This is a genomic window from Streptomyces sp. NBC_00310 (genome assembly GCF_036208085.1).
Lineage (GTDB): Bacteria > Actinomycetota > Actinomycetes > Streptomycetales > Streptomycetaceae > Streptomyces.
Genome location: NZ_CP130714.1, coordinates 3,157,893 through 3,181,743 on the forward strand (window position 1 = coordinate 3,157,893; position 23,851 = coordinate 3,181,743).

Sequence of the window (23,851 nt, forward strand, 5' to 3'; positions counted from 1 at the left end):
GGGAAATGCGGAAGCGGGGCTCTGCGGCCCTATCGCATTCGCTTGCTCACGGAAGGCTCCCTCGAACGACCAGGACCCCTGGTTTCGCGAGGGGTCCGCGCTTGCCGTAGACCTCTCTGCCTACGACCTGGTCTTCACCCGGGGCACCCCGCCACGGACGGAGGGTTGCCGGACAGTCGGCCGGGGCCTTGTGACTGTCACTCATGACCTGCCGAAAAACGTACGCGAAGTGATCGTCGCGCCGCAACTTCTGTCCGGATGGCGGGATGGGGGCGCCTAATGGCTCGGGGGTGCGGGTGCATTGGCGGGTGCGGGTGGTGGGTGGTTGCTCACGCAGTTCCCCGCGCCCCTGAAAAAGCGGGGAACTGCGCGACCAGCCCTCACCGGACCCGCACCCGAAGAACACACCTCGGGGTCGAAGGGGCGAAGCCCCTGGGGGATGGGACGGGTAGGGGCGGCGGGGGCGCTACACGTTGGTGGCCGCGACCCAGCGCTCGAGAACCCGCCGAGCCGCCCCCGAGTCGATCGACTCCGAGGCCCGCTCCATCCCGGCCCTCAACTGCTCCGCCAGCGACGCGGACGTCGGCTCCAGGGCCACCAACGCCGCCGCCGAGTTCAGCAGCACCGCGTCCCGAACCGGCCCCGTCTCCCCACCCAGCAACCGCCGCGCGACATCCGCGTTGTACGACGCGTCAGCCCCCCGCAGCGCCTCCACCGGCACCAGCTCCAGCCCCACGTCACGCGGATCGAAGGCCTCCTCGGTGACCTTGCCGTCCCGGACGACCCACACCCGCGAGGTGGCCGTCGTCGTCAACTCGTCGAGCCCGTCGTCACCCCGGAAGACCAGCGACGAGTTGCCGCGCTCGGCGAAGACGCCCGCCATGATGGGCGCCATCCGCGGATCGGCGACGCCGACCGCCTGGGCGCGCACCTTCGCCGGATTGGCCAGCGGCCCGAGCGCGTTGAAGACGGTCCGGATACCCAACTGCCCGCGCGCGGCGGCCACATGACGCAGCGCCGGATGGAACTTCACCGCGAAGCAGAAGGTGATCCCGGCCTCCTCGGCGACCTCGGCCACCCGCTTCGGCGTCAGCTCCAGATTGACGCCCAGTTTCTCCAGCACGTCGGACGCACCGGACGCCGACGACGCGGCCCGGTTGCCGTGCTTGACGACCTTCGCGCCCGTACCGGCGACGACGATCGACGACATCGTGGAGATGTTGACCGTCTTGGCGCCGTCCCCGCCCGTACCGACGATGTCGACGGTCTTCCCGGACACCTCGATCACGTTGGCGTGCTCGTACAGCGCCTCGACGAGACCGGTGATCTCCTCGACGGTCTCCCCCTTGGCCCGCAGCGCCACCACGAACCCGGCGATCTGCGCGTCCGTCGCCTCGCCGCGCATGATCTGGTCCATCGCCCAGAAGGTGGCGCCGGCGTCCTGGTCGTGCCCGGACAGCAGCGCGTTCAGCACCGCGGGCCAGGAACGGCCCGCCGCGGTGTCGCCTCCAGCGGGGGTCACAGCGCTCATAGCCGCTCCTGGGTGTCATGGCCGCGAGCAGGGGGTGCCACGCGGACCGTGAAATCACTGATGCGCCCACCCTATCCAGGTCGGAGCACGGCGAAGGGCCCCCGTCCGAAGATCGGACGGGGGCCCTTCGACCGCGGTGTGGCGAAGCGAAGCGATCAGTGGTGGCCGTGGCCGCTCGTGATCTCCTTGTACTCCTCGACGGTCGGCTTGGCGATCTGGCTGTCCTCGCCGTAGTAGCCCTTGCTCAGCTTGGCGCGGAGCTTCTGCCGCCGCGTGATCTTGCGGGCGACACCGTTCTCGTCGACCGCGGGACCGATCTCGGCCGGCGCGTACTGCTCGTGCGCCGTGAGCGTGTGCAGCTGCTCCTGGCTGAGCGGCTCGTGGACCTCGATGAACTCACCGTGCGGCAGGCGCTTGATGATGCCGGTCTCGCGACCGTGCAGGATCTTGTCCCTGTCCCGGCGCTGCAGGCCGAGGCAGATGCGCTTGGTGACGATGAACGCGAGGACCGGGGCCACGAAGAACGCGATCCGGACGAACCAGGTGATGGCGTTGATCGACAGGTGGAAGTGGGTCGCCCAGAGGTCGTTTCCACCACCGATCAGCAGGACCATGTACCAGGTGATCCACGCGACGCCGAAGGCCGTACGGGTCGGGGCGTTGCGCGGGCGGTCCAGGATGTGGTGCTCGCGCTTGTCGCCGGTGACCCAGGACTCGATGAACGGGTAGACCGCGATCGCGACCAGGACCAGCGGGAAGATCACCAGCGGGATGAACACGCCCAGGACGAGCGTGTGACCCCAGAAGTTGATCTCCCAGCCCGGCATGACACGGATCAGACCCTCGGAGAAGCCCATGTACCAGTCGGGCTGGGCGCCGGTCGACACCTGGTCCGGCCGGTAGGGGCCCATGGTCCAGATCGGGTTGATCGTGGCGATCGCCGAGATGATCGCGATGACACCGAAGACCAGGAAGAAGAAGCCGCCGGCCTTCGCCATGTACACCGGGAGCAGAGGCATGCCGACGACGTTGTTGTTCGTCTTGCCGGGGCCCGCGTACTGCGTGTGCTTGTGGTAGAAGACCAGGATCAGGTGCGCCACCACCAGGCCGAGCATGATGCCCGGCAGCAGCAGGACGTGGACCGAGTAGAAGCGGGCCACGAAGTCGCCGCCCGGGAACTCTCCGCCGAAGAGGAAGAACGACAGGTACGTGCCGACGATCGGCACGGACAGGACCGCGCCTTCCATGAAGCGGACACCGGTGCCGGAGAGCAGGTCGTCCGGGAGCGAGTAACCGGTGAAGCCGGTGAACATGCCGAGGACGAACAGCAGGAAGCCGAACAGCCAGTTGACCTCACGCGGCTTGCGGAACGCGCCGGTGAAGAACACGCGCATCATGTGCACGAACATGCCGGCGAGGAAGACCAACGCGGCCCAGTGGTGGATCTGCCGGATCAGCAGACCACCGCGCACCTCGAACGAGATGTGCATGGTCGAGTTGAACGCCTCGGACATCAGCTGGCCCTGCAGCGGGACGTAGCTGCCGTGGTACTCCACCTCGTTCATCGACGGGTGGAAGAACAACGTCAGGTACACACCCGTGAGGATGATGATGATGAAGCTGTACAGGCAGATCTCGCCCAGCATGAACGACCAGTGGTCGGGGAAGATCTTGCGCATGTTGGCCTTGGCCAGGGAGTAGATCCCGAGCCGGCCGTCGGCCCAGTCGGCGACGCGCTCGCCGGCCGGTGCCTTCTCGCGCTTGTCGCGCGCGTCGGTGGTGGTTGCAGTACTCATCCGCGCTCCCAGAAGGCAGGACCGACGGGCTCTTCGAAGTCGCTGACCGCTTCGAGGTAGCCGTCTTCACCGACGGTGATCCTCAGCTGCGGAAGGGCGTGACCCGCGGGGCCGAAGATGACCCGGCCGCCGTCGGCGAGGTCGAAGGTGGACTGGTGGCAGGGGCAGAGCACGTGGTGCGTCTGCTGCTCGTACAGGGAGATCGGGCAACCCACGTGGGTGCAGATCTTCGAGAACGCCACGATGCCCTCGTGCGACCACTCCAGCTCGCGCTTGTCCTTGATGTCGTCCGGCTGGATCCGGACGATCATCAGGGCGTCCTTGGCGATGTTCTTCTGGAAGTCGTGGTCGTGCTCGTCCAGGCCGTCCGGCATGGCGAAGGTCAGCGACCCGACCGCGACGTCCGAGGGACGCAGCGGCTCGTTGGTGTTCATGTTGACGAGCTTCTTGCCCTTGGCCCAGGTGGTGTGCCGCAGCTTGGTGCCGGGCGCCGGACCGAGGCCGCCCAGCAGCATGACACCGGAGAGCGGGAACAGGGCCAGCGCACCGAACATCGTGTTGCGGATCAGCTTGCGACGGCCGAGCGCGGACTCCTTGGCGCCCTCCTTGAAGTCGGCCAGCACCTTGGCCTTGACCTCGGGCGAGGCCTCGATCGCGTGGCGCTCGTCGGCGACCTCCACGTCCGACATCAGCGTGCGGGCCCAGTGGACCGCGCCCGCGCCGATGCAGAACAGCGACAGGCCCAAGGTCATGCCCAGCGCGAAGTTCAGCGCGCTGATGTGACCGATCGGCCAGACGTAGATCGACTTGTCCACGTCGATCACCAGGTACGAGGCGATGAAGGCGACGGTGGCCAGCATCGACACCGTGAACAGCAGGGCGACCGTGCGCTCGGACCGCTTCGCGGCCCGCTCGTCGATGTCCTGGACACGGTGCTGGTGGGGCGGGAGGCCGGGGTCCGCGAAGGGGTTCTTCTCGTCCGCGACCGCGACCGCGCCGTGTTCTTGCTCGTGTCCTGCCGACTGCTTGGTGGGCAGGTTCTCTTCTGGAATCTCTTGGCTACTCATGACTTCTTGGCCTTTGCGGTCCGAGCGGCGACCCAGACGGCGACGGCGATCAGCGCGCCGAGCCCGAACACCCAGCCGAAGAGGCCTTCGCTGACCGGGCCGAGCCCGCCGAGGCTGAGGCCACCGGGCTCCACGGTGTCGTCGCTGTTGACCGCTTCGAGGTACGCGATGATGTCCTTCTTGTTCTCCTCCGACAGCGTGGTGTCGGGGAAGGACGGCATGTTCTGCGGGCCGGTCTCCATGGCCTCGTAGATGTGCTTCGGGTCGACACCCTCAAGAGACGGTGCGTACTTGCCCTCGGACAGCGCACCACCCTTGCCGGTGAAGTTGTGGCACTGAGCGCAGTTGGTCCGGAAGAGCTCACCGCCCTCGGCGATGTCCGCGCCCTCGGGGTTGTACTCGTTCTCGGTCGGGACCTCCGGGCCCGCGCCCAGGGAAGCGACGTACGCCGCGAGCTGGTCGATCTCGGCCTGCGAGTAGACGACCGGCTTCTTCGGGACCTGCGCGCCCGGCTGCTGGGCCGGCATACGGCCGGTGCCGACCTGGAAGTCGACGGCTGCCGCACCCACACCCACCAGAGGCGGACCGTCGGTGGTGCCCTGACCGCCGGTGCCGTGGCAGCTTGCGCAGCCTACGGCGTAGAGCTTCTTGCCCTCCTCGATGGTGAGGGTCTGAGCGGTCTCATCGGCCACGGCCCGGGGCGCGGGCGCGAAGGCGGTGTACAGCCCCCCGGTGGCCGCCAGCGCGATGAGTAGGACGACGAGCGCCGCCAGCGGATGGCGTCGTCGTGCGGAGAGCTTTTTCACGGATTACCCCGGTGTCAGGATCTTCTGCGTCGGTGCTTCTGGAAGGGTCGTTCTCGGTGCGAGGCAGGCGTACGGTCCGCCCGGCCCGGTCGCCCGATCTACTTGATCATGTAGATCGTGGCGAAGAGGCCGATCCAGACGACATCGACGAAGTGCCAGTAGTAGGACACGACGATGGCCGCGGTCGCCTGCTCGTGGGTGAACCTCTTGGCCGCGTAGGTGCGTCCGAGGACCAGCAGGAAGGCGATGAGACCGCCCGTCACGTGCAGGCCGTGGAAGCCGGTGGTCAGGTAGAAGACCGAGCCGTACGGGTCGGACGAGAGCGACAGGCCCTCGTGCTTGACCAGCTCGGTGTACTCGAAGACCTGACCGCCGATGAAGATCGCACCCATCACGAACGTGACGATGAACCACATCCGGAGCTTCTTCACGTCCCCGCGCTCGGCGGCGAACACGCCGAGCTGGCAGGTGAGCGAGGAGAGCACCAGGATCGTGGTGTTGGTCGCCGAGAACGGGAAGTTCAGGGTGTCGGCCTTCTCCGCCCAGAACTCGGGGCCGGTCACCGATCGCAGGGTGAAGTACATCGCGAAGAGGGCCGCGAAGAACATCAGCTCGGAACTCAACCAGATGATGGTTCCGACGCTGGTGAGGTTCGGCCGGTTGACCGACGGGTGCGCGTGCCCGGTTTCTACTGTCGTTGCTGTCGCCACGACCGACATTATGTCGGTCGCTTATCCCGCCCTCACCCCGGGGGGTGCCGTTCGGAGTGTTGCTCCCTTCCGTACCGGTGCTGACGTGGTGTTCGAGGGAGTAGCATCCGCGCATCGGGCCCTGTCCGTCTTGTTGTCCGTACGACGTCTGATCTTCTGCGTACCGGAGGAACAATGCAGCCGACCGCCACGGTGCTGGTCTACAGCGACGACTCCAACACCCGGGAGCAGGTGCGGTTGGCCTCCGGCCGACGACCGGCTACCGATGTACCGCCGGTCGAGTTCCTGGAGTGCGCCACTCCGGCCGCCGTGATCAAGGAGCTGGACAAGGGCGGGATCGATGTCTGCGTCTTCGATGGTGAGGCCGTGCCCATGGGGGGCATGGGGCTGTGCCGGCAGATCAAGGACGAGATCTTCGAGTGCCCGCCGGTGCTGGTGCTGATCGGGCGGCCGCAGGACGCGTGGCTGGCCACGTGGAGCCGGGCCGACGCGGCCGTGACCCTGCCGGTGGAGCCGGTGGAGTTCGCGTCGGCGTTGGCTTCCTTGCTCCGTAACAAGCAGGCACTGAGCGCCTGAGAGCACGGGGTGTCCTGACGGACGGCGGGTGCGGGTTGATTGTGGCTGATCGCGCCCACGCGGCGGAGCCGCCGATGTCACCGCCCCGCGCCCCTTCGGGGCGCCCCCTCACACCGACTCCGGCCTCAAGCGGGCCTGGACCTGGGGGCCGGGTACCTCGTTGGTGCCGCCGACCAGGGCGCTGCCCTCGCGCCACTTCGTCCAGTCGAGGTTCCAGTCGCCGTAGCCGTTGCCGAAGGGGGCCATGGTGTCGCCGGCCGAGTTGACGACCTCGACGATGTCGCCCTCGTTGATGGTGTCGTAGAACCACTGGGCGTTGCCCGAGCTCATTCCGGTGCAGCCGTGGCTGACGTTGGCGTAACCCTGGGAGCCGGTGGACCAGGGCGCGGCGTGGACGTACTCGCCGCTGTTGGTGACCCTGACGGAGTGGTGGACGGTCAGGTCGTAGAAGTCCGACGCACCTATGCTGGCGCTGGTCATGCGAACGGTACCTTCCTTGGCCAGTACCACTTTGACGCCGTTGCGGGTGTCGTAGCCGGGCCTGCCCGTGGTGACCGGGATCTGCTTGATGACCTGGTCGTTCTTGTAGACGGTCATCTGGTGCGACGAGGCGTCCGTGACGGCGACTATCTTGGCGCCGGTGGTCAGCTCGATGGGCTCGGCCTTTCCGCCCCAGAGCCGGTCGCCTATCTTGATGCCCTCCAGGTTGCTGTGCACCCGGATGGTGGCGTCGGCGGGCCAGTACTCCTTGGGGCGGTAGTGGAGCGTCCTGTCGTCCACCCAGTGCCAGGCGCCTTCCGCGGCGGGGGTGGAGTCCACCTTCAGGGCGCGTTCGACGACGGACCGGGCGGCCTTGTCCTTCACGGGTCTGCTGAGTTCGGCGGTGACCGGCTGGCCGACGCCGTACCTGCCCTCCTCGGGGCCGAAGGTGACGCCGAGGCGTTTCTTGGTGAGGGGGCGGCCGGTGTCGAAGGCGTGGGTCTCGCGGCCGGGGGCGCCGTCCTCGTCCTCGGTGCTCACCCGGACCGTGTAGCGGGCGTTGGCGGCCAGCGGCGAGGTGGAGTGCCAGTGACCGCCGTCGGCGGAGAGTTCGCCCGCCACATACCGTCCTGCGGCGTCCATGGCGGTGACGTCGGTGATCCGGCTGTCGTCCTCGGCGGAGACTTCCAGCGGCTTGTCGGGGTCGGCCTTCTCGTCTCCCCCGGTGGGGGTGTTGAAGGAGATCTGGTCGGACGCGTCGTAGGGCTTGCCCGAGAGCGGGTGGCCACCGGAACCGCAGGCGGTGACGCCCGCTCCCAGGGAGACCACCAGCAGGACGCAGCTGACGACCGTGCGGTTACGGGGTGATGTGCTCATGGGTTCAACCTAGGAACGCCCGTCGGGCGGGGCGCGCCGGGTGACCCGACCGAGCTACGTACGGCGTGGCAAACGGGGGAAGCCCGGACCTCCTGTCGGAGTGTCCGGGCTTCCGTGCGCGCTGTGCGTGCTATCGGCGCGTGCTACTGGTTCTGGTTCTCGCCGCGGTAGTACTCGAAGACCCAGCCCCAGAGGCCGATCAGCAGGATCGGGGCGGAGAAGTACAGCAGCCACCAGCCGAAGACGACGCCCATGAAGGCGAGTGCGCCGCCCACGCCCAGGGCGAGGGGCTGCCAGCTGTGCGGGCTGAAGAAGCCCAGCTCACCGGCGTCGTCCGCGACGTCGGCCTCCTTGTCGTCCTGCGCGCCCACGTCGACCCGCCGGGCCGTGAAGGCCAGGTAGTAGCCGACCATGATGCACAGGCCGAAGGCCAGGAACAGCGCCGTGGTTCCGGCCGGCTCCTTCGACCACACGCCATAGACGACCGCCATGGCGAGGACGAAGACGCTCAGCCAGATGAACATCTTGCCTTGGACCTTCACTTGCCGGCCTCCTTGCCGCTGGTCGCGAGCTCGTTGGCCGCCGGGCCGCCGTGCGCGAGCTGCTCGAGCGCGGCGATCTCCGGGTGGTGCAGGTCGAACGCCGGGGATTCACTGCGGATCCGCGGCAGGGTGAGGAAGTTGTGCCGCGGCGGCGGGCAGGAGGTCGCCCACTCCAGCGAGCGGCCGTAGCCCCACGGGTCGTCGACCTCGACCTTCTTGCCGTACTTGGCCGTCTTCCACACGTTGTAGAGGAACGGCAGGATCGACAGACCCAGCACGAACGAGGCGATCGTGGAGACCGTGTTCAGGGCGGTGAAGCCGTCGGCCGCGAGATAGTCCGCGTAACGACGCGGCATGCCCTCCGCGCCCAGCCAGTGCTGGACGAGGAACGTGCCGTGGAAGCCGATGAACAGCGTCCAGAAGGTGATCTTGCCGAGGCGCTCGTCGAGCATCTTGCCCGTCATCTTCGGCCACCAGAAGTGGAAGCCGGAGAACATGGCGAAGACGACGGTGCCGAACACCACGTAGTGGAAGTGCGCCACCACGAAGTACGAGTCCGAGACGTGGAAGTCCATCGGCGGCGAGGCCAGGATGACACCGGTCAGACCACCGAAGGTGAAGGTGATCAGGAAGCCGGTGGCCCAGAGCATCGGTGTCTCGAAGGACAGCGAGCCCTTCCACATCGTTCCGATCCAGTTGAAGAACTTCACGCCGGTCGGTACGGCGATGAGGAACGTCATGAAGGAGAAGAACGGTAGGAGCACGCCACCGGTGACGTACATGTGGTGCGCCCACACCGTGACGGAGAGGCCGGCGATCGCGATGGTCGCGCCGATCAGACCCATGTAGCCGAACATCGGCTTACGGGAGAAGACCGGGATGACCTCGGAGATGATGCCGAAGAACGGCAGGGCGATGATGTACACCTCTGGATGGCCGAAGAACCAGAAGAGGTGTTGCCACAGCAACGCGCCGCCGTTGGCCGCGTCGAAGACATGGGCACCGAACTTGCGGTCCGCCTCCAGGGCGAACAGCGCGGCCGCGAGGACCGGGAAGGCGAGCAGGACCAGGACACCGGTCAGCAGCACGTTCCAGGTGAAGATCGGCATGCGGAACATGGTCATGCCGGGCGCGCGCATGCAGATGATCGTGGTGATGAAGTTGACCGAGCCGAGGATCGTGCCGAAGCCGGAGAAGGCCAGACCCATGATCCACATGTCGGCGCCGATACCCGGGCTGCGGACCGCGTCCGACAGCGGGCTGTAGGCGAACCAGCCGAAGTCGGCCGCGCCCTGCGGGGTGAGGAAGCCACCGACCGCGATGAGCGAGCCGAAGAGGTACAGCCAGTACGCGAACATGTTCAGCCGCGGGAACGCCACGTCGGGCGCGCCGATCTGCAGCGGCATGATCCAGTTGGCGAATCCGGCGAACAGCGGCGTCGCGAACATCAGCAGCATGATCGTGCCGTGCATCGTGAACGCCTGGTTGAACTGCTCGTTCGTCATGATCTGCGTGCCCGGGCGGGCGAGCTCGGCGCGCATGAGGAGCGCCATGACGCCGCCGATCATGAAGAACACGAACGACGTGACCAGGTACAGCGTGCCGATCGTCTTGTGGTCGGTGGTCGTCAACCACTTCACCAGGACGTTGCCGGGCTGCTTGCGCCGTACCGGCAGCTCGTCTTCGTACGAGCCTTCGGCGGCGGCAGCACCCTGAGGTTCGTTGATGATGCTCACAGCTGGTTCACCTCCCGGTCCTTCTCGTGCTGCGTCTGCTCGATGCCCGCCGGGACGTAACCCGTCTGACCCTTCTCGGCCAGCTCCTTGAGGTGCTGCTCGTACCGCTCCTGGGAGACGACCTTCACGTTGAAGAGCATCCGGGAGTGGTCGACGCCGCACAGCTCGGCGCACTTGCCGAGGAAGGTGCCCTCCTGGTTGGGCGTCACCTGGAACACGTTGGTGTGGCCCGGGATGACGTCCTGCTTCATCAGGAACGGCACCACCCAGAAGGAGTGGATGACGTCACGCGAGGTGAGGACGAAGCGGACCGTCTTGCCTTCCGGCAGCCAGAGGGTCGGGCCGGGGTTGCCGGTCTGCGGGTTCTTGTCACCGGGGGTGCCGCAGGTGTACACGCCGCCCGCGTTGTCCGGGAACTGCTTCTTCCACTTGCTCGGAATCGCGTCCAGGTTCTCGTCGGTCTTCGCGTCACCGGTCGAGCCGTCGACGTTCTCGATGTAGTTGAAGCACCAGCTCCACTGGAAGCCGACCACGTTGACCGTGAGGTCGGGCTTCTTCGACGTGTCGAGGAGCTTCGACTCGTCGCGGGCGGTGAAGTAGAAGAGCACCGAGACGATGATCAGCGGGACGACCGTGTACAGCGCCTCGATGGGCATGTTGTACCGGGTCTGTGGGGGAACTTCGACCTTGGTGCGGCTGCGCCGGTGGAAGAAAGCACTCCACAGGATCAGGCCCCACACCAGCACGCCCGTGGCGAGCGCGGCCGCCCACGACCCCTGCCACAGGGAGAGGATCCGCGGAGCCTCTTCCGTGGTCGGGGTGGGCATACCCAGGCGGGGGAAGTCCTCCCATGTGCAACCGGTGGCGGTCGCCAGGACCAGGCCTGCGGTCATTGCCTGCAGCAGCTTCCGCCGCATCGGGCGCCGCGGCGAGCGGTCGGAGCCGTTGGGACTCACGTAGCGCCTTCCCGAGAGTCTCGCCCGCGCGGTATGGCTGCGGCCTTCTCGCTGGTCGGTCGCCGCCCTGCGACGGGCAGGGGTTTGGATGTTTATGCGGACCAAACCCTACTGGACGCGATTTGGGGTCGCGCGGGGAGGGGGTACCAACTCGCCGGGGCTCACTTGGAGCGGCTACGCGGGCCGCCGGGTGTGCCTCATAGCTCGGGAGTTCGGGTGTTTTGACGGGTGCGGGCGTGTTGTGGTCGTTCGCGCGGTTCCCCCGCGACTCTGAAGGAGCGCTGTCCACGGCCCCTGCTTATAGCGTTGACCCGTGGCCTACTTCGACTCCGCTTCCTCCGCTCCCCTTCATCCCGTCGCCCGGCAGGCGCTGATGGCTTCGCTGGACGAAGGGTGGGCCGATCCCGCGCGGTTGTACCGAGAGGGGCGGCGGGCCCGGTTGTTGCTGGACGCCGCTCGGGAGGCCGCCGCGGAGGCCGTGGGATGCCGGGCGGACGAACTGGTCTTCACCTCCTCCGGGACGCGGGCGGTGCACTCCGGGATCGCGGGGGTGCTGGCGGGGCGGCGGCGGGTGGGGCGCCACCTGATCGTGTCGGCCGTCGAACACTCTTCGGTGCTGCACGCGGCTCAGGTGCACGAGGCCGACGGGGGGACGGTCACCCAGGTGGCGGTGGGACGTACGGGGTCGGTCTCCGCGTCCTCGTACGCCGAGGCCCTGCGGGAGGACACCGCGCTCGCCTGTCTGCAGTCGGCCAACCACGAGGTGGGGACGGAACAGCCGGTGGCCGAGGTCGCTGAGGTGTGCCGGGCGGCGGGGGTGCCGCTGCTGGTGGACGCGGCGCAGTCGCTCGGATGGGGGCGGGTGAACGGGGACTGGTCGGTGTTGACCGCCAGCGCCCACAAATGGGGCGGTCCGTCGGGGGTCGGACTGCTCGCCGTACGCAAGGGTGTGCGCTTCGCGGCCCAAGGGCCCGCCGACGAACGGGAGTCGGGGCGGGCGGCCGGGTTCGAGAACATCCCGGCGATCGTGGCGGCCGCCGCCTCGCTGCGGGCCGTACGGGCGGAGGGCGACGCGGAGGCCGTACGACTAAGGGAGTTGACGGAGCGGATCCGGGCGCGGGTGCCCTCGCTGGTGCCCGATGTGGAGGTGGTGGGCGACCCGGAGCGCCGGCTGCCCGGAGTGGTCACCTTCTCCTGTCTCTATGTCGACGGAGAGACATTGCTCCACGAACTGGACCGCGAGGGCTTCTCCGTCTCCTCCGGGTCCTCCTGCACGAGCAGCACGCTGACGCCCAGCCATGTGCTGCGGGCCATGGGGGTGCTCAGCGAGGGGAACGTCCGGGTGTCGCTGCCGCCGGGGGCGCCCGCGGAGGACGTCGAGCGGTTCCTGTCGGTGCTGCCGGGGGCGGTCGCGGCGGTCCGGGAGAAGCTGGGGGCTCCGGCCCCCGCGACCGTCGTACGTGAGGACGTCCTCGTCGTGGACGCCCTCGGCAAGCGCTGCCCGATCCCCGTCATCGAGCTGGCGAAGGTCATCGGCGACGTCCCGGTCGGCGGCACGGTCCGCGTCCTCTCCGACGACGAGGCGGCCCGCCTGGACATCCCGGCGTGGTGCGAGATGCGGAACCAGGAGTACGTGGGAGAGGAGCCGGCGGAACGGGGTGCGGCATATGTGGTGCGAAGGCTGAGCTGAGGGGACACGGAAAACCCCGCGCCCTGAGGGGCCGAAGGCCCCAGGGGCGCGGGGAACCGCGCGACCGGCCACGACGAACCAGCGGCCGACAAGCACCGGCCCCGGCAACCCGGAAGTCGCCGAGGGCCGGCCTCAGCCGAGGTGAGCCCGTACCTCTTCAGCGGCCTCGTCCCCGTACGCCTTCATGAACCGGTCCATGAAGTGCGCCCGCCGCAGCTGGTACTCCTGGGTCCCCACCGTCTCGATCACCAGCGTGGCGAGCATGCAGCCGACCTGCGCGGCCCGCTCCAGCGATACGCCCCACGCCAGCCCCGAGAGGAACCCGGCACGGAACGCGTCGCCGACACCCGTGGGCTCGACCTTGCGCTCCTCCTCCGGGCAGCCGACCTCGATCGGGTCCTCACCGGCCCGCTCGACGCGGACGCCGCGCGCACCGAGCGTGGTCACCCGGTGGCCGACCTTGGCGAGGATCTCCGTGTCGGACCAGCCGGTCTTGGACTCGATGAGGCCCTTCTCGTACTCGTTGGAGAAGAGGTACGTGGCGCCGTCCAGCAGTATCCGGATCTCGTCGCCGTTCATGCGGGCGATCTGCTGGGAGAAGTCGGCGGCGAACGGGATGTTCCGGGAGCGGCACTCCTCCGTGTGGCGGAGCATCGCCTCCGGGTCGTCCGCGCCGATGAGGACCAGGTCGAGGCCGCCGACGCGGTCGGCGACGGTCTTCAGCTCGATGAGGCGGGCCTCGCTCATCGCGCCGGTGTAGAAGGAGCCGATCTGGTTGTGGTCGGCGTCCGTGGTGCACACGAAGCGGGCCGTGTGCAGCGTCTCGGAGATGCGCACGGAGGCGGTGTCCACCCCGTGCCGGTCGAGCCACGCGCGGTACTCGTCGAAGTCGGAGCCCGCCGCGCCGACCAGGATCGGTCGCGTGCCGAGCTGTCCCATGCCGAACGCGATGTTCGCGCCGACACCGCCCCGGCGTACGTCGAGCTGGTCGACGAGGAAGGAGAGGGAGACCGTGTGCAGCTGGTCCGCGACGAGTTGGTCGGCGAAGCGGCCCGGGAAGGTCATCAGGTGGTCGGTGGCGATGGAGCCGGAGACTGCGATACGCACGGCGAGGACACGCTCCTGCGAAGGAAGAGGGGATTGACGGTTCACGCTATCGGGTTGCCCGCCTGCTCTGAAGCAGGCAAAACTACCCGATAGTAGGTCTTTCTTCGTGGGGTTCGCGGTGCATACGGTGCCGGTATGACGAACCCCAAGATCCACGGCACCGCCCCGTTCGACCCGGACGCCGGACTCGCGGCGCTGCGCGGCGACTGCGCCAGGATGGCTCCGCACTGGCTGGCCCCCGCGAAGGTCATTACGGCTCCGGTGTCCCCTTCACTCATTCACGGGGTGACGGTGCCGGCGACGTCCGCGCGGCTGGTGGACGCGATGCCGGAGTACGGCGACTGAGGGAACCGTCGGCTCCTCCGCCGCGTCCCATCGCTGTCCCCCGTATAGGGGATGCGGTGTACGACCTGCCGAAGGAGCGATGCGGTGAACCCCGAGCGACCCGACAACCCCGAGAACCCGGACCAGGGCCCCGAGCCCGACGCCGCCGAGGAGCTCAGGGCTGCCGGGGACGACGTCACCGAGGCCGACGCGGCCGACCGGGCCGAGGAGCCTGCGGCCGCGGAGAGTGACGCGGATGACCGGGCCGAAGAGCCTCCGGCCGCGAAGAACGACGCCGACGACCGGGCCGAAGAGCCTCCGGCCGCGGAGAGTGACGCGGATGACCGGGCGGAAGAGCCTCCGGCCGCGAAGAGTGACGTCAACGACCGGGCCGAGGAGCCTGCGGCCGCGGAGAGTGACGTCGATGGGGGTGCCGTGGTCGCCGACGGTGACGGCGGCGGGGCCGAGCGGCCGCGTCGGCGGCGTTCCCGGGTGGCCGTCGCTTCCGTGGTCGCCGCGGTGCTGCTGGTCGGAGGCGGCGGCGCCTTCCTCGCCACCACCGCTTCCGGTGGATCCGGGGGTGAGGGCGGGGGGTCGGCTTCTCCCGGTGGTGACGGCACTCCCCCGCCGCTCTCGCTGGACGGATACACCGACGGCGGTTCGAACGGCATCGCGCCCGGTGAACCCAACCCCAACGGGGTGACCTATCGCGCGGACGGCGAGCTGCCCGACGGCCCCCGCTCCGCTCCCGTCTACTCGGTCGAGGGCGAGGTGACGACCGCCGAGGTGGCGCGGCTCGCGAAGGCCCTCGGGGTGGAGGGCAAGCCGACGGCCGAGGGCGAGGCCTGGCAGGTGGGGGCGGCCGGGGACGGTTCGGGGCCGGTGCTCCACGTCGGCAGGCAGTCGCCGGGGACCTGGTCCTTCGACCGGTACACGCCGGGCACCGACAACTGCCAGAAGGCCGACGTCTGCGCCTCCGGCGCGGCCGAGGGCGGCGACCCGGTGAGCGAGGCGGCGGCCGAGAAGGCGGCGGCACCTGTCCTCAAGGCCGTCGGTCAGGACGACGCCAAGCTCGACGCCACCCAACTCATGGGCGCCGTACGGGTGGTGAACGCCGACCCCGAGGTCGGCGGACTGCCCACGTACGGCTGGTCGACCGGCGTCCGGATCGGGGCCGACGGCCAGGTGGTCGGCGGCAGCGGCAACCTGAAGTCGCCGGTGAAGAGCGACACGTATCCCGTCGTCGACGCGGAGCGGGCGCTGGAGCTGATGAACGGCTCCGGTCAGGGCGTCGGCACCGAACGCGGCGGCATCGGCGGCTGCACCGGTCCCGTACCGCTGGAGGGCGAGAGCGGGACGGTCGCCGAGAGCGGGACGGCCGCGGCGGACGAGACGCCGTGCGAGCGGGATACCGCGCTGCCGAAGCCGGAGGCGGTCACCGTGGAGAACGCGGTGTTCGGGCTCGCCTCGCACCAGGTGGACGGCCGCCCGGCGCTGGTGCCGTCGTGGATGTTCGAGGTGCGACCGACGGGGGCCGGGGACACCTACACGGTGACGCATCCGGCGATCGACCCGACGTACCTGGCCGGCCCCGAGTCCCGGTCCGAGCCGACCGCGAAGCCGACCGACAAGCCGGGCGGACCGGGTGACACGCCGTCCACCGCTCCGTCCTCGCGCGAGGTGAAGGTGCAGGGCTACACGGTCGACGGCAACGAGCTCACCGTGGCCTTCTGGGGCGGGGTGTGCAGCGACTACTCGGCCTCGGTGAGCGAGGAGTCGGGCGAGGTGACGGTCACCGTGACCGACACCCCGTGGGAGGGCAAGGTCTGCATCATGATCGCCAAGGTGGTGGAGCGGACGATGCGGCTGGACGAGCCGCTGGGTGACCGGAAGGTGGTCGGGTCGGACGGGAAGGCGATCCCGGAGGGCGGGATCGCGGAGCTGGAACCGCGGTAGGCACCGCCGCGCCGGGCGACCGCGGTAGGCACCGCCGCGCCGGGCGGCGGCCGAGCGGACATACGAAGGCGGCGTCCCCGTCGGAGGGGGACGCCGCCTTCGTCGTACCTGTTCGTCGCCCGCACGCGGACCGCTGCCGCCCGCACGCCGACCGCTGCCGCCCGCACGCGGACCGCTGCCGCCCGTACGCGGACCGCTGTCGCCCGTACGCGGACCGCTGTCGCCCGTACGCGGACCGCTGTCGCGCGGGCGGGGACTCTAGCTGAAGGAGTCGCCGCAGGCGCAGGAGCCCGTCGCGTTGGGGTTGTCGATGGTGAAGCCCTGCTTCTCGATGGTGTCGACGAAGTCGATCGTGGCGCCGCCCAGGTACGGGGCGCTCATGCGGTCGGTGATGACCTTCACGCCGTCGAAGTCCTTCACGACGTCGCCGTCGAGCGAGCGCTCGTCGAAGAAGAGCTGGTACCGCAGGCCGGAGCAGCCGCCGGGCTGAACGGCGACGCGCAGCGCCAGGTCGTCACGGCCTTCCTGGTCGAGCAGGGCCTTGACCTTGGCCGCGGCGGCGTCGGTCACGATGATGCCGTCGGTGACGGTGCCGGTCTCGTCCGATACGGACATCTACATCTCTCCCGGGTTGTACGGAGACTGCTTGCCGACGAGTCCAACCGCCGGAGCGCCGGATTCATTCCGGGCCGCGCGGATTCGTTCGCGCCTGTCTTCATGCTCGCACATGGCCCGTGAAGCGGGCACCGTGTCGCCGCGGGCTGTGGACAACCCCACGTCGGGATTCATGTCACATCGACGCTATGGGCATCGTCAAAGTGACGTGAAGCGGTTATGATAGATAGCGTCAATTCGACGAAAAGGATAGCCCGAATGTCCCGCCGACCCTCCCCCGGGCGGCGAGCCGCAGAACAGAAAGGGTGCGTGTCGTGACCACCGCCCAGACCCAGGAGCTCGACGTACAGCCGACGCCCCTCGCCCTGCTGCTGCTCGGCCGCGAGGCCGACCCGAGGAGCGAGCGGGGTGTCGAGTGTCCGGGTGACCTCCCCTCCCCGTCCGACCCCGATCTGGTGGAGCGCGCCCGCGCGGCCAAGGAGAAGCTCGGAAACAAGGTCTTCGTCCTCGGCCACCACTACCAGCGCGACGAGGTCATCCAGTTCGCGGACGTCACGGGCGACTCCTTCAAGCTGGCCCGGGACGCGGCGGCGCGGCCCGAGGCCGAGTACATCGTGTTCTGCGGTGTGCACTTCATGGCCGAGTCGGCGGACATCCTCACCGGCGACGAGCAGAAGGTCGTCCTGCCGGACCTGGCCGCCGGGTGCTCCATGGCCGACATGGCCACCGCCGAGCAGGTAGCCGAGTGCTGGGACGTGCTGACCGAGGCGGGCATAGCCGAGCAGGTCGTGCCTGTCTCGTACATGAACTCCTCCGCCGACATCAAGGCCTTCACCGGCAAGCACGGCGGCACGATCTGCACCTCGTCGAACGCGAAGCGGGCCCTGGACTGGGCCTTCGAGCAGGGTGAGAAGGTCCTGTTCCTGCCGGACCAGCACCTGGGGCGCAACACCGCCGTGCGGGACATGGGGATGTCGCTCGACGACTGTGTCCTCTACAACCCGCACAAGCCGAACGGCGGTCTCACCGTCGAGCAGCTGCGGGCCGCGAAGATGATCCTGTGGCGGGGGCACTGCTCGGTGCACGGCCGCTTCAGTGTGCAGTCCGTGAACGACGTACGGGAGCGGATCCCGGGCGTCAACGTGCTGGTCCACCCCGAGTGCAAGCACGAGGTCGTGGCGGCGGCGGACTACGTCGGGTCGACCGAGTACATCATCAAGGCGCTGGAGGCCGCGCCCGCCGGTTCCAAGTGGGCCATCGGCACCGAGCTGAACCTCGTGCGGCGGCTGGCGAACCGTTTCGCGCCCGAGGGCAAGGAGATCGTGTTCCTCGACCGCACGGTCTGCTTCTGCTCGACGATGAACCGCATCGACCTGCCCCACCTGGTGTGGACCCTGGAGTCCCTCGCCGAGGGCACCCTCGTCAACCGCATCGAGGTGGACAAGGAGACCGAGGCATTCGCGAAGCTGGCGCTGGAGCGGATGCTGGCGCTGCCGTAGCCCCCGGCCCGCGCAGCAGCGCGGCGCGCGCTCACCCCGACACGGGCTCCCGGTCGGGGTGAGCGGGGTCGAGGGAGAAGAGCGTGCCGTCGGAGACGGCCACGACCAGCGCTCCCGCCTGGGGAATCGCCCAGGGAGCGCCCTGGACGGACCAGGTCGGTGTGGCTCGGGGCAGCGTCTCCCACAGCAGGGTGCCCTTGACCCTGTCGAGCGCCGCGACCCTGCCGGTGGCGCTGGCCAGGTAGAGGGTGCCCGTCACGGCGTCGTACCCGGGCTCGCCCGGCCGTTCCAGACTGGTCCTGGTCCGCCACAGCAGCTCGCCCGTGTGCGGTGACACGGCGGTCACCTGGCCGCCGGACCGGGTGAACACCAGCACGCCGCCCGTCAGAGCCGCCCGGCCCCGCCCGTTCCCGCCCGGCTTCGTCATCACCCGGGCCCCGGTCTCCAGGTCCAGGAGCAGGACGGTGTCGTACGTCGGGTCGCTGCCCGGGGTCGCGTCGGTGTCCTCGGTGCCGTCCGCGATCAGGACCAGGTCTCCCTGCTTCGCGCCGAGGAGGACGCTGTCCAGCGGCACCTTCACGGTCCTGGCCGAGCCGTCGGCGCGGTCCACGACCAGGACCCGTGATTCCGCGTTGGCCGCCTTCGCGTCCCGGGTCACCGGGCGACAGTGCGCGTACGTGCCCGCTCCGGCCGTGGTGAACACGCAGTGGTGGCCGGCGGGCATCTGCAGGGACCAGCGCTCGGCGCCCGTGCGCGGTGAACGGGCCGTGACCGTCATGCCGTCGGGTTCGGGGGTGAGGACGAGGTCGCCTGTCAGGGCCGGGGCGATCTCGGTGATGTCCACCCGACGGGTCCACAGCCGCTCACCGGTGTCGGCGTCGAGGGCGACGAGATCGACCGGGTCCACCACGGGTTCGCCGCTGAAGACGGTCTGCTGCACGAGGACGGTGCCGTCCCGGACACCGAGGACCCCGGCGTAGTACCGGTCCCGCTCGGTGGTCGTCGGCGCGATGCTCGCGCGCCAGACCGTCCTGCCGGTACGGCCGTCGACGCGGACCGGGAGGGCTCCCGCGCCCCCGCAGTAGACGTCCTCCCCGTGCACCTGGCAGGAGGGAGCGCCGCCGTTGTTGCCGTCCTTCGCGGGCAGCGACCGGCGTGCGCCCGCCGCCGCCGTCGCGAACACCGTCGTCTGCCAGGGCTTCCAGCCGCTGGGCGGTGCCGTCCAGCGGGAGGTCGAGGACGGCGCGGGCGTCGCCTTGTCGCCGGTGCGCGCCTGACCGGGCCCCAGCAGGTAGGCGGTCAGCCCGAGGACCAGCGCGCCGACGGTGCCGGTCGCGGCGAGCAGGGGGCGCAGACGGCGGCGGGCGGGGCGCGGGTCCGGCTCCGCGTCCGCGCCGGGCCCGGTCCCCACGTGGATCTCCGTGGCGGCGGCCGCGACGTCCTCGCGCCGCGTCACCGCGGGCAGGGCCCCCGGCTCCGGCTCCGGCAGGGCCGCCTCGAACTCCCGCGCCAGTTCGTCGAGTCCGGGCCGACCGGCGGCCTCCTTGGCCAGGCAGCGCGCCAGTACGGTGCTCAGCCGCGGGTCCACCCCGTCCAGCACGGGTTCGTCGTGGATCACCCGGTAGGCCGTCAGATAGGGGCTGTCCGCGTCGAAGGGGCCTCGCCCGGTGACGGCGTACACCAGCAGCGTCCCCAGCGAGAACACGTCCGAGGCGGGGCCCGCCGTACGGGCGTCGGTGAGCTGTTCCGGGGACATGAACGGCGGGGTGCCGATCATCTGGCCGGTCTCGGTCAGGGCCAGGTTCTCCGCCGCGCGGGAGATGCCGAAGTCGATGACGCGGGGACCGTCGTCCGCCATCAGGACGTTGGCCGGCTTCAGGTCCCGGTGCACCACACCGGCCCGGTGGATCTCCCGCAGCGCCTCCACGAGCCCCAGGGCCAGGGGGCGCAGTTCGGTGTCGTGGAGCGGGCCCCGGTCGCGGATCCGCTGGGCGAGCGAGCGGCCGGGCACGTACTGGGTCGCCATCCAGGGGCGCTCCGCCTCCGGGTCGGCGTCCACCACCGCCGCGGTGAAGGCGCCGCTGACCTTGCGGACGGCCTCGATCTCCTGGCGGAACCGGCTGCGGAAGACGGCGTCCTGCGCGTACTGGGCGTGCACCACCTTCACGGCGACCTCGCGGCCGGAGCGGGATCTCGCCCGGTAGACGACGCCCATGCCACCGTTGCCGAGCCGGTCGACCACCCTGTAACCGCCGACCGATCTGGGGTCGTCGCTGCGCAGCGGCACGCCCTGGTCCCTCCCCCCGACAAGCAGTTCGAGGCACAGGATACGTAAGGGCGACGCACGGTCGGCCGGGTCGCGGACCCTCACGGTTCCGCGACCCGGCCGACCTGGACCTCCGGGGGTGTCAGACCCCGGCGGGCTCCGGCTTCTCCGCCTCCGAGCCGGACTCCGGCTTCGTCGGCTCGGACGCGGTGCCCGCCCGCTTCAGGGCCTTCTTCTTCGCCCGGCGCTCCTTGCGGATCTCGATCATCGTGTAGAGGGTCGGGACCAGGAGGAGTGTCAGGAGCGTCGACGTGATCAGGCCGCCGATGACGACCACGGCCAGGGGCTGGGCGATGAAGCCGCCCTCGCCCGTGACGCCGAGGGCCATGGGCAGCAGCGCGAAGATCGTCGCCAGGGCCGTCATCAGGATGGGACGCAGCCGGTGGCGGCCGCCCTCGATGACCGCCTCGACGGTGCCGTAGCCCTGTCGGCGGTACTGGTTGATCAGGTCGATCAGGACGATCGCGTTCGTCACCACGATGCCGATGAGCATCAGCATGCCGATCATCGCGGGGACACCCATGGGCGTACCGGTGATGATCAGCAGACCGATCGCGCCGGTGGCCGCGAACGGGATCGAGACCAGCAGGATCAGCGGCTGGATCAGGGACCGGAAGGTCGCGACCAGCAGCATGAAGACGATCGCGATCGCCGCGAGCATCGCGAGGCCGAGGGAGGCGAAGGCCTCGTCCTGGTCCTCGGAGACACCGCCGATGTCGGCGGTGGCGCCCTCGGGGAGCTTGAGGGCGTTCAGCTTGGCGGTGAGGTCGGTGCTGACCGCGCCGGTGTTGTCGCCCTTCGGCTTCGCCGTGATCGTCGCGGCCCGCTGGCCGTCGATCCGGGTCATGGAGACCGGGCCGTCCACCAGCTCGACGTCCGCGATGTCGCCGAGCTGCACGGCACCCAGCGGCAGGTCCCGCAGCTCCTTGAGCGTCTCGGCGGGGTTCGCCGGCTTGATGACGACGTCCCGCTCGGTGTCGTCGAGGATGGCCCGGCCGCTGGTCGTGCCGCGGACGGCCTGGGCGACGGCCGCGCCGAGGGTCTGGTCGTCGAAGCCGGCCGCGGCCGCCCTGTCGGTGGCCCTGACCGAGATGCGGGGCACGCTCTGGGAGAGGTCGCTCGTGACGTCCGTGACGTTGTCCATGGTCGAGACCGCGTCGCGGACCTGCTCGGCGGCCTTGCGCAGGACATCGGCGTCGGCGGCCTTCACGACCACGCTGAGGTCCTGGCTGCCGAAGGCGTCACCGACCGCGACGGTCGTCGTACCGATGCCGGAGAGGCCGGTGAGGCCCTTCTCGATCGTGTCCTGGACGTCCGCGGCCGTGGCCGAGTCGTCCAGCATGACGCTGTACGAGGCCTGGTTGGAGTCGGTGCCACCGCCGAACGCGGCCAGGAAGCCGGAGGAGCCGATGGTGACCTGGTAGTCCTTGACGCCCTTGGTGTCGGCGAGCAGCTTCTCGACCTTCCTGGTCTGCTCGTCCGTCGCCGCGAGGCTCGTGCCGGGCTTCAGCTCCTGCTTGAGGCTGAGGACTTCCTGGTCGCCCGGGTCGAAGAAGTTCGTCTTCAGCAGCGGGGCCATGCCGAACGTGCCGATCAGGACGACGGCCGCGAGGGCCACACTGGTCAGCCGACGGCGCGTGGCGAAGCGCAGGACGGGGACGTAGAAACGCTGGAGGCGGCTCTTCGCCTCCTTCTCCTCCGCCTTCCGGCGCGCCTCCTCGGCGTCCTCGGGTGTGCCCTTCGGAGCGCGCAGGAACCAGTACGACAGCACCGGGACCACGGTCAGCGAGACCACGAGGGAGGCCAGCAGGGCCGCCGTCACGGTCAGCGAGAAGCTGCCGAACAGCTGGCCGACCATGCCGCCGGTCAGGCCGATCGGGAGGAAGACCGCGACCGTCGTCAGGGTGGACGCGGTGACCGCGCCGGCGACCTCGCGGACCGCCTTGAGGATCGCCTCCTCGCGCTCCTCGCCGTAGCCGAGGTGCCGCTTGATGTTCTCCAGGACGACGATCGAGTCGTCGACGACACGGCCGATGGCGATCGTCAGCGCGCCGAGCGTCAGCATGTTGAGGGAGAGGTCCCGGGTCCACAGCACGATCAGCGCCAGGACCACCGACAGCGGGATGGACACCGCGGTGACGAGGGTCGAGCGGATCGACGCCAGGAAGACCAGGATGACCAGGACCGCGAAGAGCAGGCCGAGGGCGCCCTCGGTGGTCAGGCCGTCGATGGACTTGGAGACCGCCGGGCCCTGGTCGCTGACCACGGTGACGGTGGCGCCGGAGCCCAAATCCCGGCGCATGGTGGACAGTTCGTCCTCGACGGCCTCGGAGATGGCGACCGCGCTGCCGCCCCGGTCCATGGTGACCATGACCGCGAGGCTCGGCTCGCCGTTCGTGCGGGTGAGGGAGTCGGCCTTCGCCTGCTCCTCCTTGACGGCGGCGACGTCGGCGAGGCGGACGGGCTTCTTGGCGCCCTCGCCGCGGACCATCAGGTTCTCGATCTGCTCCAGCGAGGTGTAGCCGCCGCCGACCTGGACGGTGCGGTTGGCGCCGTCCTCGTCGAAGGAGCCCGCGGGGACGGTGACGCCGCCGGCCTGGAGGGCCTGGGAGAGGGCCATCGTGGTCAGGCCCGCCTTCGCGAGCTTCGCGTCGTCGGGGGTGACGGTGACCTGGAGGTCCCGTACACCGTCGACGGTGACCTGACCGACGCCGTCGATGCCCTCCAGCGTCGGGACGACGGTCCGGTCGAGCTGGTCGGCGAGGGCCTGCTGGTCCTGGTCGGAGGTGACGGCGAGGACGACGGTGGGCATGTCGTCGGTCGAGCCCGCGATCACCTGCGGGTCCACGTCGTCCGGGAGCTGCGCCCGGACCCGGTTGACGGCCTGCTGGACGTCGGCGACGAGCTGGTCGGTGCCGGGTCCGTAGTCGAAGGACGCCATGATCAGGGCGTTGCCCTCGCTGGCGGTGGAGGTGACGCCCGTGATGCCGTCGACGGCTTCGAGGCTGTCCTCGATGGGCTCGACGACCTGCTTCTCGACCACGTCCGGGGACGCGCCCTGGTAGGGCGCCAGCACGGACACCACGGGCAGTTCGATGGTGGGCAGCAGCTGCTGCTTGAGTTGGGGTATCGCGATCGCCCCGAAGGCGAGCGCGATGATCGACATCAGACCGACGAGGGCCCGTTGTGCGAGGCTGAACCGAGACAGCCAGGACATGGGTCAGGGTCTCTCTTCTGTGGCGTGAGCGGAGGACGAAC

The 23,851-nt window shown here is 69.5% G+C and carries 18 protein-coding genes and 1 riboswitch; of the genes, 5 read left to right on the plus strand and 13 right to left on the minus strand.

The window, feature by feature from the left end:
* Positions 1 to 92: 92 nt before the first annotated feature.
* Positions 93 to 209, minus strand: a riboswitch (SAM riboswitch).
* Between the two features lie 257 nt (positions 210 to 466).
* From trpD to ctaE, 5 genes are all read right to left on the minus strand, one after another.
* Complete coding sequence (gene trpD / locus OG202_RS13915; protein ID WP_326583387.1) at positions 467 to 1,531, minus strand: anthranilate phosphoribosyltransferase; 1,065 nt, start codon at positions 1,529 to 1,531, stop codon at positions 467 to 469.
* Positions 1,532 to 1,686: 155 nt separating this feature from the next.
* Entirely contained in the window at positions 1,687 to 3,327 is a 1,641-nt protein-coding gene (gene qcrB / locus OG202_RS13920) for a cytochrome bc1 complex cytochrome b subunit (RefSeq protein WP_326583386.1), read from the minus strand.
* On the minus strand, positions 3,324 to 4,394 hold the full coding sequence (gene qcrA, locus OG202_RS13925) for a cytochrome bc1 complex Rieske iron-sulfur subunit (RefSeq protein ID WP_326583385.1): 1,071 nt from the start codon (positions 4,392 to 4,394) through the stop codon (positions 3,324 to 3,326). The genes qcrB and qcrA overlap by 4 nt, the downstream gene beginning before the upstream one ends.
* Positions 4,391 to 5,200, minus strand: a complete 810-nt coding sequence (gene qcrC, locus OG202_RS13930) for a cytochrome bc1 complex diheme cytochrome c subunit (RefSeq protein ID WP_326583384.1) — start codon at positions 5,198 to 5,200, stop codon at positions 4,391 to 4,393. Before qcrC ends, qcrA begins: the two co-directional genes overlap by 4 nt.
* A 98-nt stretch (positions 5,201 to 5,298) precedes the next feature.
* Complete coding sequence (gene ctaE / locus OG202_RS13935) at positions 5,299 to 5,919, minus strand: aa3-type cytochrome oxidase subunit III (protein ID WP_257546342.1); 621 nt, start codon at positions 5,917 to 5,919, stop codon at positions 5,299 to 5,301.
* A 165-nt stretch (positions 5,920 to 6,084) separates the two neighbouring features.
* Here ctaE and OG202_RS13940 point away from each other — a divergent pair, with 165 nt between their 5' ends.
* Positions 6,085 to 6,486, plus strand: a complete 402-nt coding sequence (locus OG202_RS13940; protein ID WP_327730131.1) for a hypothetical protein — start codon at positions 6,085 to 6,087, stop codon at positions 6,484 to 6,486.
* A 108-nt stretch (positions 6,487 to 6,594) separates the two neighbouring features.
* Here OG202_RS13940 and OG202_RS13945 read toward each other — a convergent pair whose 3' ends face one another.
* The 4 genes from OG202_RS13945 to ctaC all read right to left on the minus strand — a co-directional run bounded on the left by OG202_RS13945 (position 6,595) and on the right by ctaC (position 11,076).
* Positions 6,595 to 7,842 (minus strand): L,D-transpeptidase, encoded by a 1,248-nt coding sequence (locus OG202_RS13945; RefSeq protein ID WP_327730130.1) that lies wholly within the window; start codon positions 7,840 to 7,842, stop codon positions 6,595 to 6,597.
* Between the two features lie 143 nt (positions 7,843 to 7,985).
* On the minus strand, positions 7,986 to 8,384 hold the full coding sequence (locus OG202_RS13950) for a cytochrome c oxidase subunit 4 (protein ID WP_328222815.1): 399 nt from the start codon (positions 8,382 to 8,384) through the stop codon (positions 7,986 to 7,988).
* Entirely contained in the window at positions 8,381 to 10,120 is a 1,740-nt protein-coding gene (gene ctaD / locus OG202_RS13955; RefSeq protein WP_326583379.1) for an aa3-type cytochrome oxidase subunit I, read from the minus strand. Before ctaD ends, OG202_RS13950 begins: the two co-directional genes overlap by 4 nt.
* The gene (ctaC, locus tag OG202_RS13960) at positions 10,117 to 11,076 is read right to left on the minus strand and encodes an aa3-type cytochrome oxidase subunit II (RefSeq protein WP_326583378.1); all 960 of its coding nucleotides are present in this window, start codon (positions 11,074 to 11,076) and stop codon (positions 10,117 to 10,119) included. The genes ctaD and ctaC overlap by 4 nt, the downstream gene beginning before the upstream one ends.
* A gap of 313 nt (positions 11,077 to 11,389) precedes the next feature.
* Between ctaC and OG202_RS13965 the strand changes: the two genes are divergently transcribed.
* A complete protein-coding gene (locus tag OG202_RS13965; protein ID WP_327730129.1) occupies positions 11,390 to 12,766 on the plus strand; it encodes a cysteine desulfurase/sulfurtransferase TusA family protein in 1,377 nt (458 codons plus the stop codon).
* A 132-nt stretch (positions 12,767 to 12,898) separates the two neighbouring features.
* On the opposite strand, the gene OG202_RS13970 is transcribed toward OG202_RS13965, so the two are convergent.
* The gene (locus tag OG202_RS13970; RefSeq protein WP_326583376.1) at positions 12,899 to 13,873 is read right to left on the minus strand and encodes a carbohydrate kinase family protein; all 975 of its coding nucleotides are present in this window, start codon (positions 13,871 to 13,873) and stop codon (positions 12,899 to 12,901) included.
* Positions 13,874 to 14,008: 135 nt separating this feature from the next.
* On the opposite strand from OG202_RS13970, the gene OG202_RS13975 reads away from it, so the two are divergent.
* A complete protein-coding gene (locus OG202_RS13975; RefSeq protein ID WP_326583375.1) occupies positions 14,009 to 14,218 on the plus strand; it encodes a hypothetical protein in 210 nt (69 codons plus the stop codon).
* A gap of 84 nt (positions 14,219 to 14,302) precedes the next feature.
* A complete protein-coding gene (locus OG202_RS13980; protein WP_328222816.1) occupies positions 14,303 to 16,153 on the plus strand; it encodes a hypothetical protein in 1,851 nt (616 codons plus the stop codon).
* Between the two features lie 258 nt (positions 16,154 to 16,411).
* Here OG202_RS13980 and OG202_RS13985 read toward each other — a convergent pair whose 3' ends face one another.
* Entirely contained in the window at positions 16,412 to 16,768 is a 357-nt protein-coding gene (locus OG202_RS13985) for a HesB/IscA family protein (RefSeq protein WP_005478347.1), read from the minus strand.
* A gap of 314 nt (positions 16,769 to 17,082) precedes the next feature.
* Between OG202_RS13985 and nadA the strand changes: the two genes are divergently transcribed.
* Positions 17,083 to 18,267: a quinolinate synthase NadA gene (gene nadA, locus OG202_RS13990; RefSeq protein WP_327730127.1), complete on the plus strand. Its 1,185-nt coding sequence runs from the start codon at positions 17,083 to 17,085 to the stop codon at positions 18,265 to 18,267.
* Positions 18,268 to 18,298: 31 nt separating this feature from the next.
* On the opposite strand, the gene OG202_RS13995 is transcribed toward nadA, so the two are convergent.
* Entirely contained in the window at positions 18,299 to 20,554 is a 2,256-nt protein-coding gene (locus OG202_RS13995; protein WP_328222817.1) for a serine/threonine-protein kinase, read from the minus strand.
* 121 nt (positions 20,555 to 20,675) lie between these two features.
* Positions 20,676 to 23,810, minus strand: coding sequence for an efflux RND transporter permease subunit (locus OG202_RS14000; RefSeq protein ID WP_328222818.1), 3,135 nt, complete (start codon positions 23,808 to 23,810; stop codon positions 20,676 to 20,678).
* Positions 23,811 to 23,851: the final 41 nt, after the last annotated feature.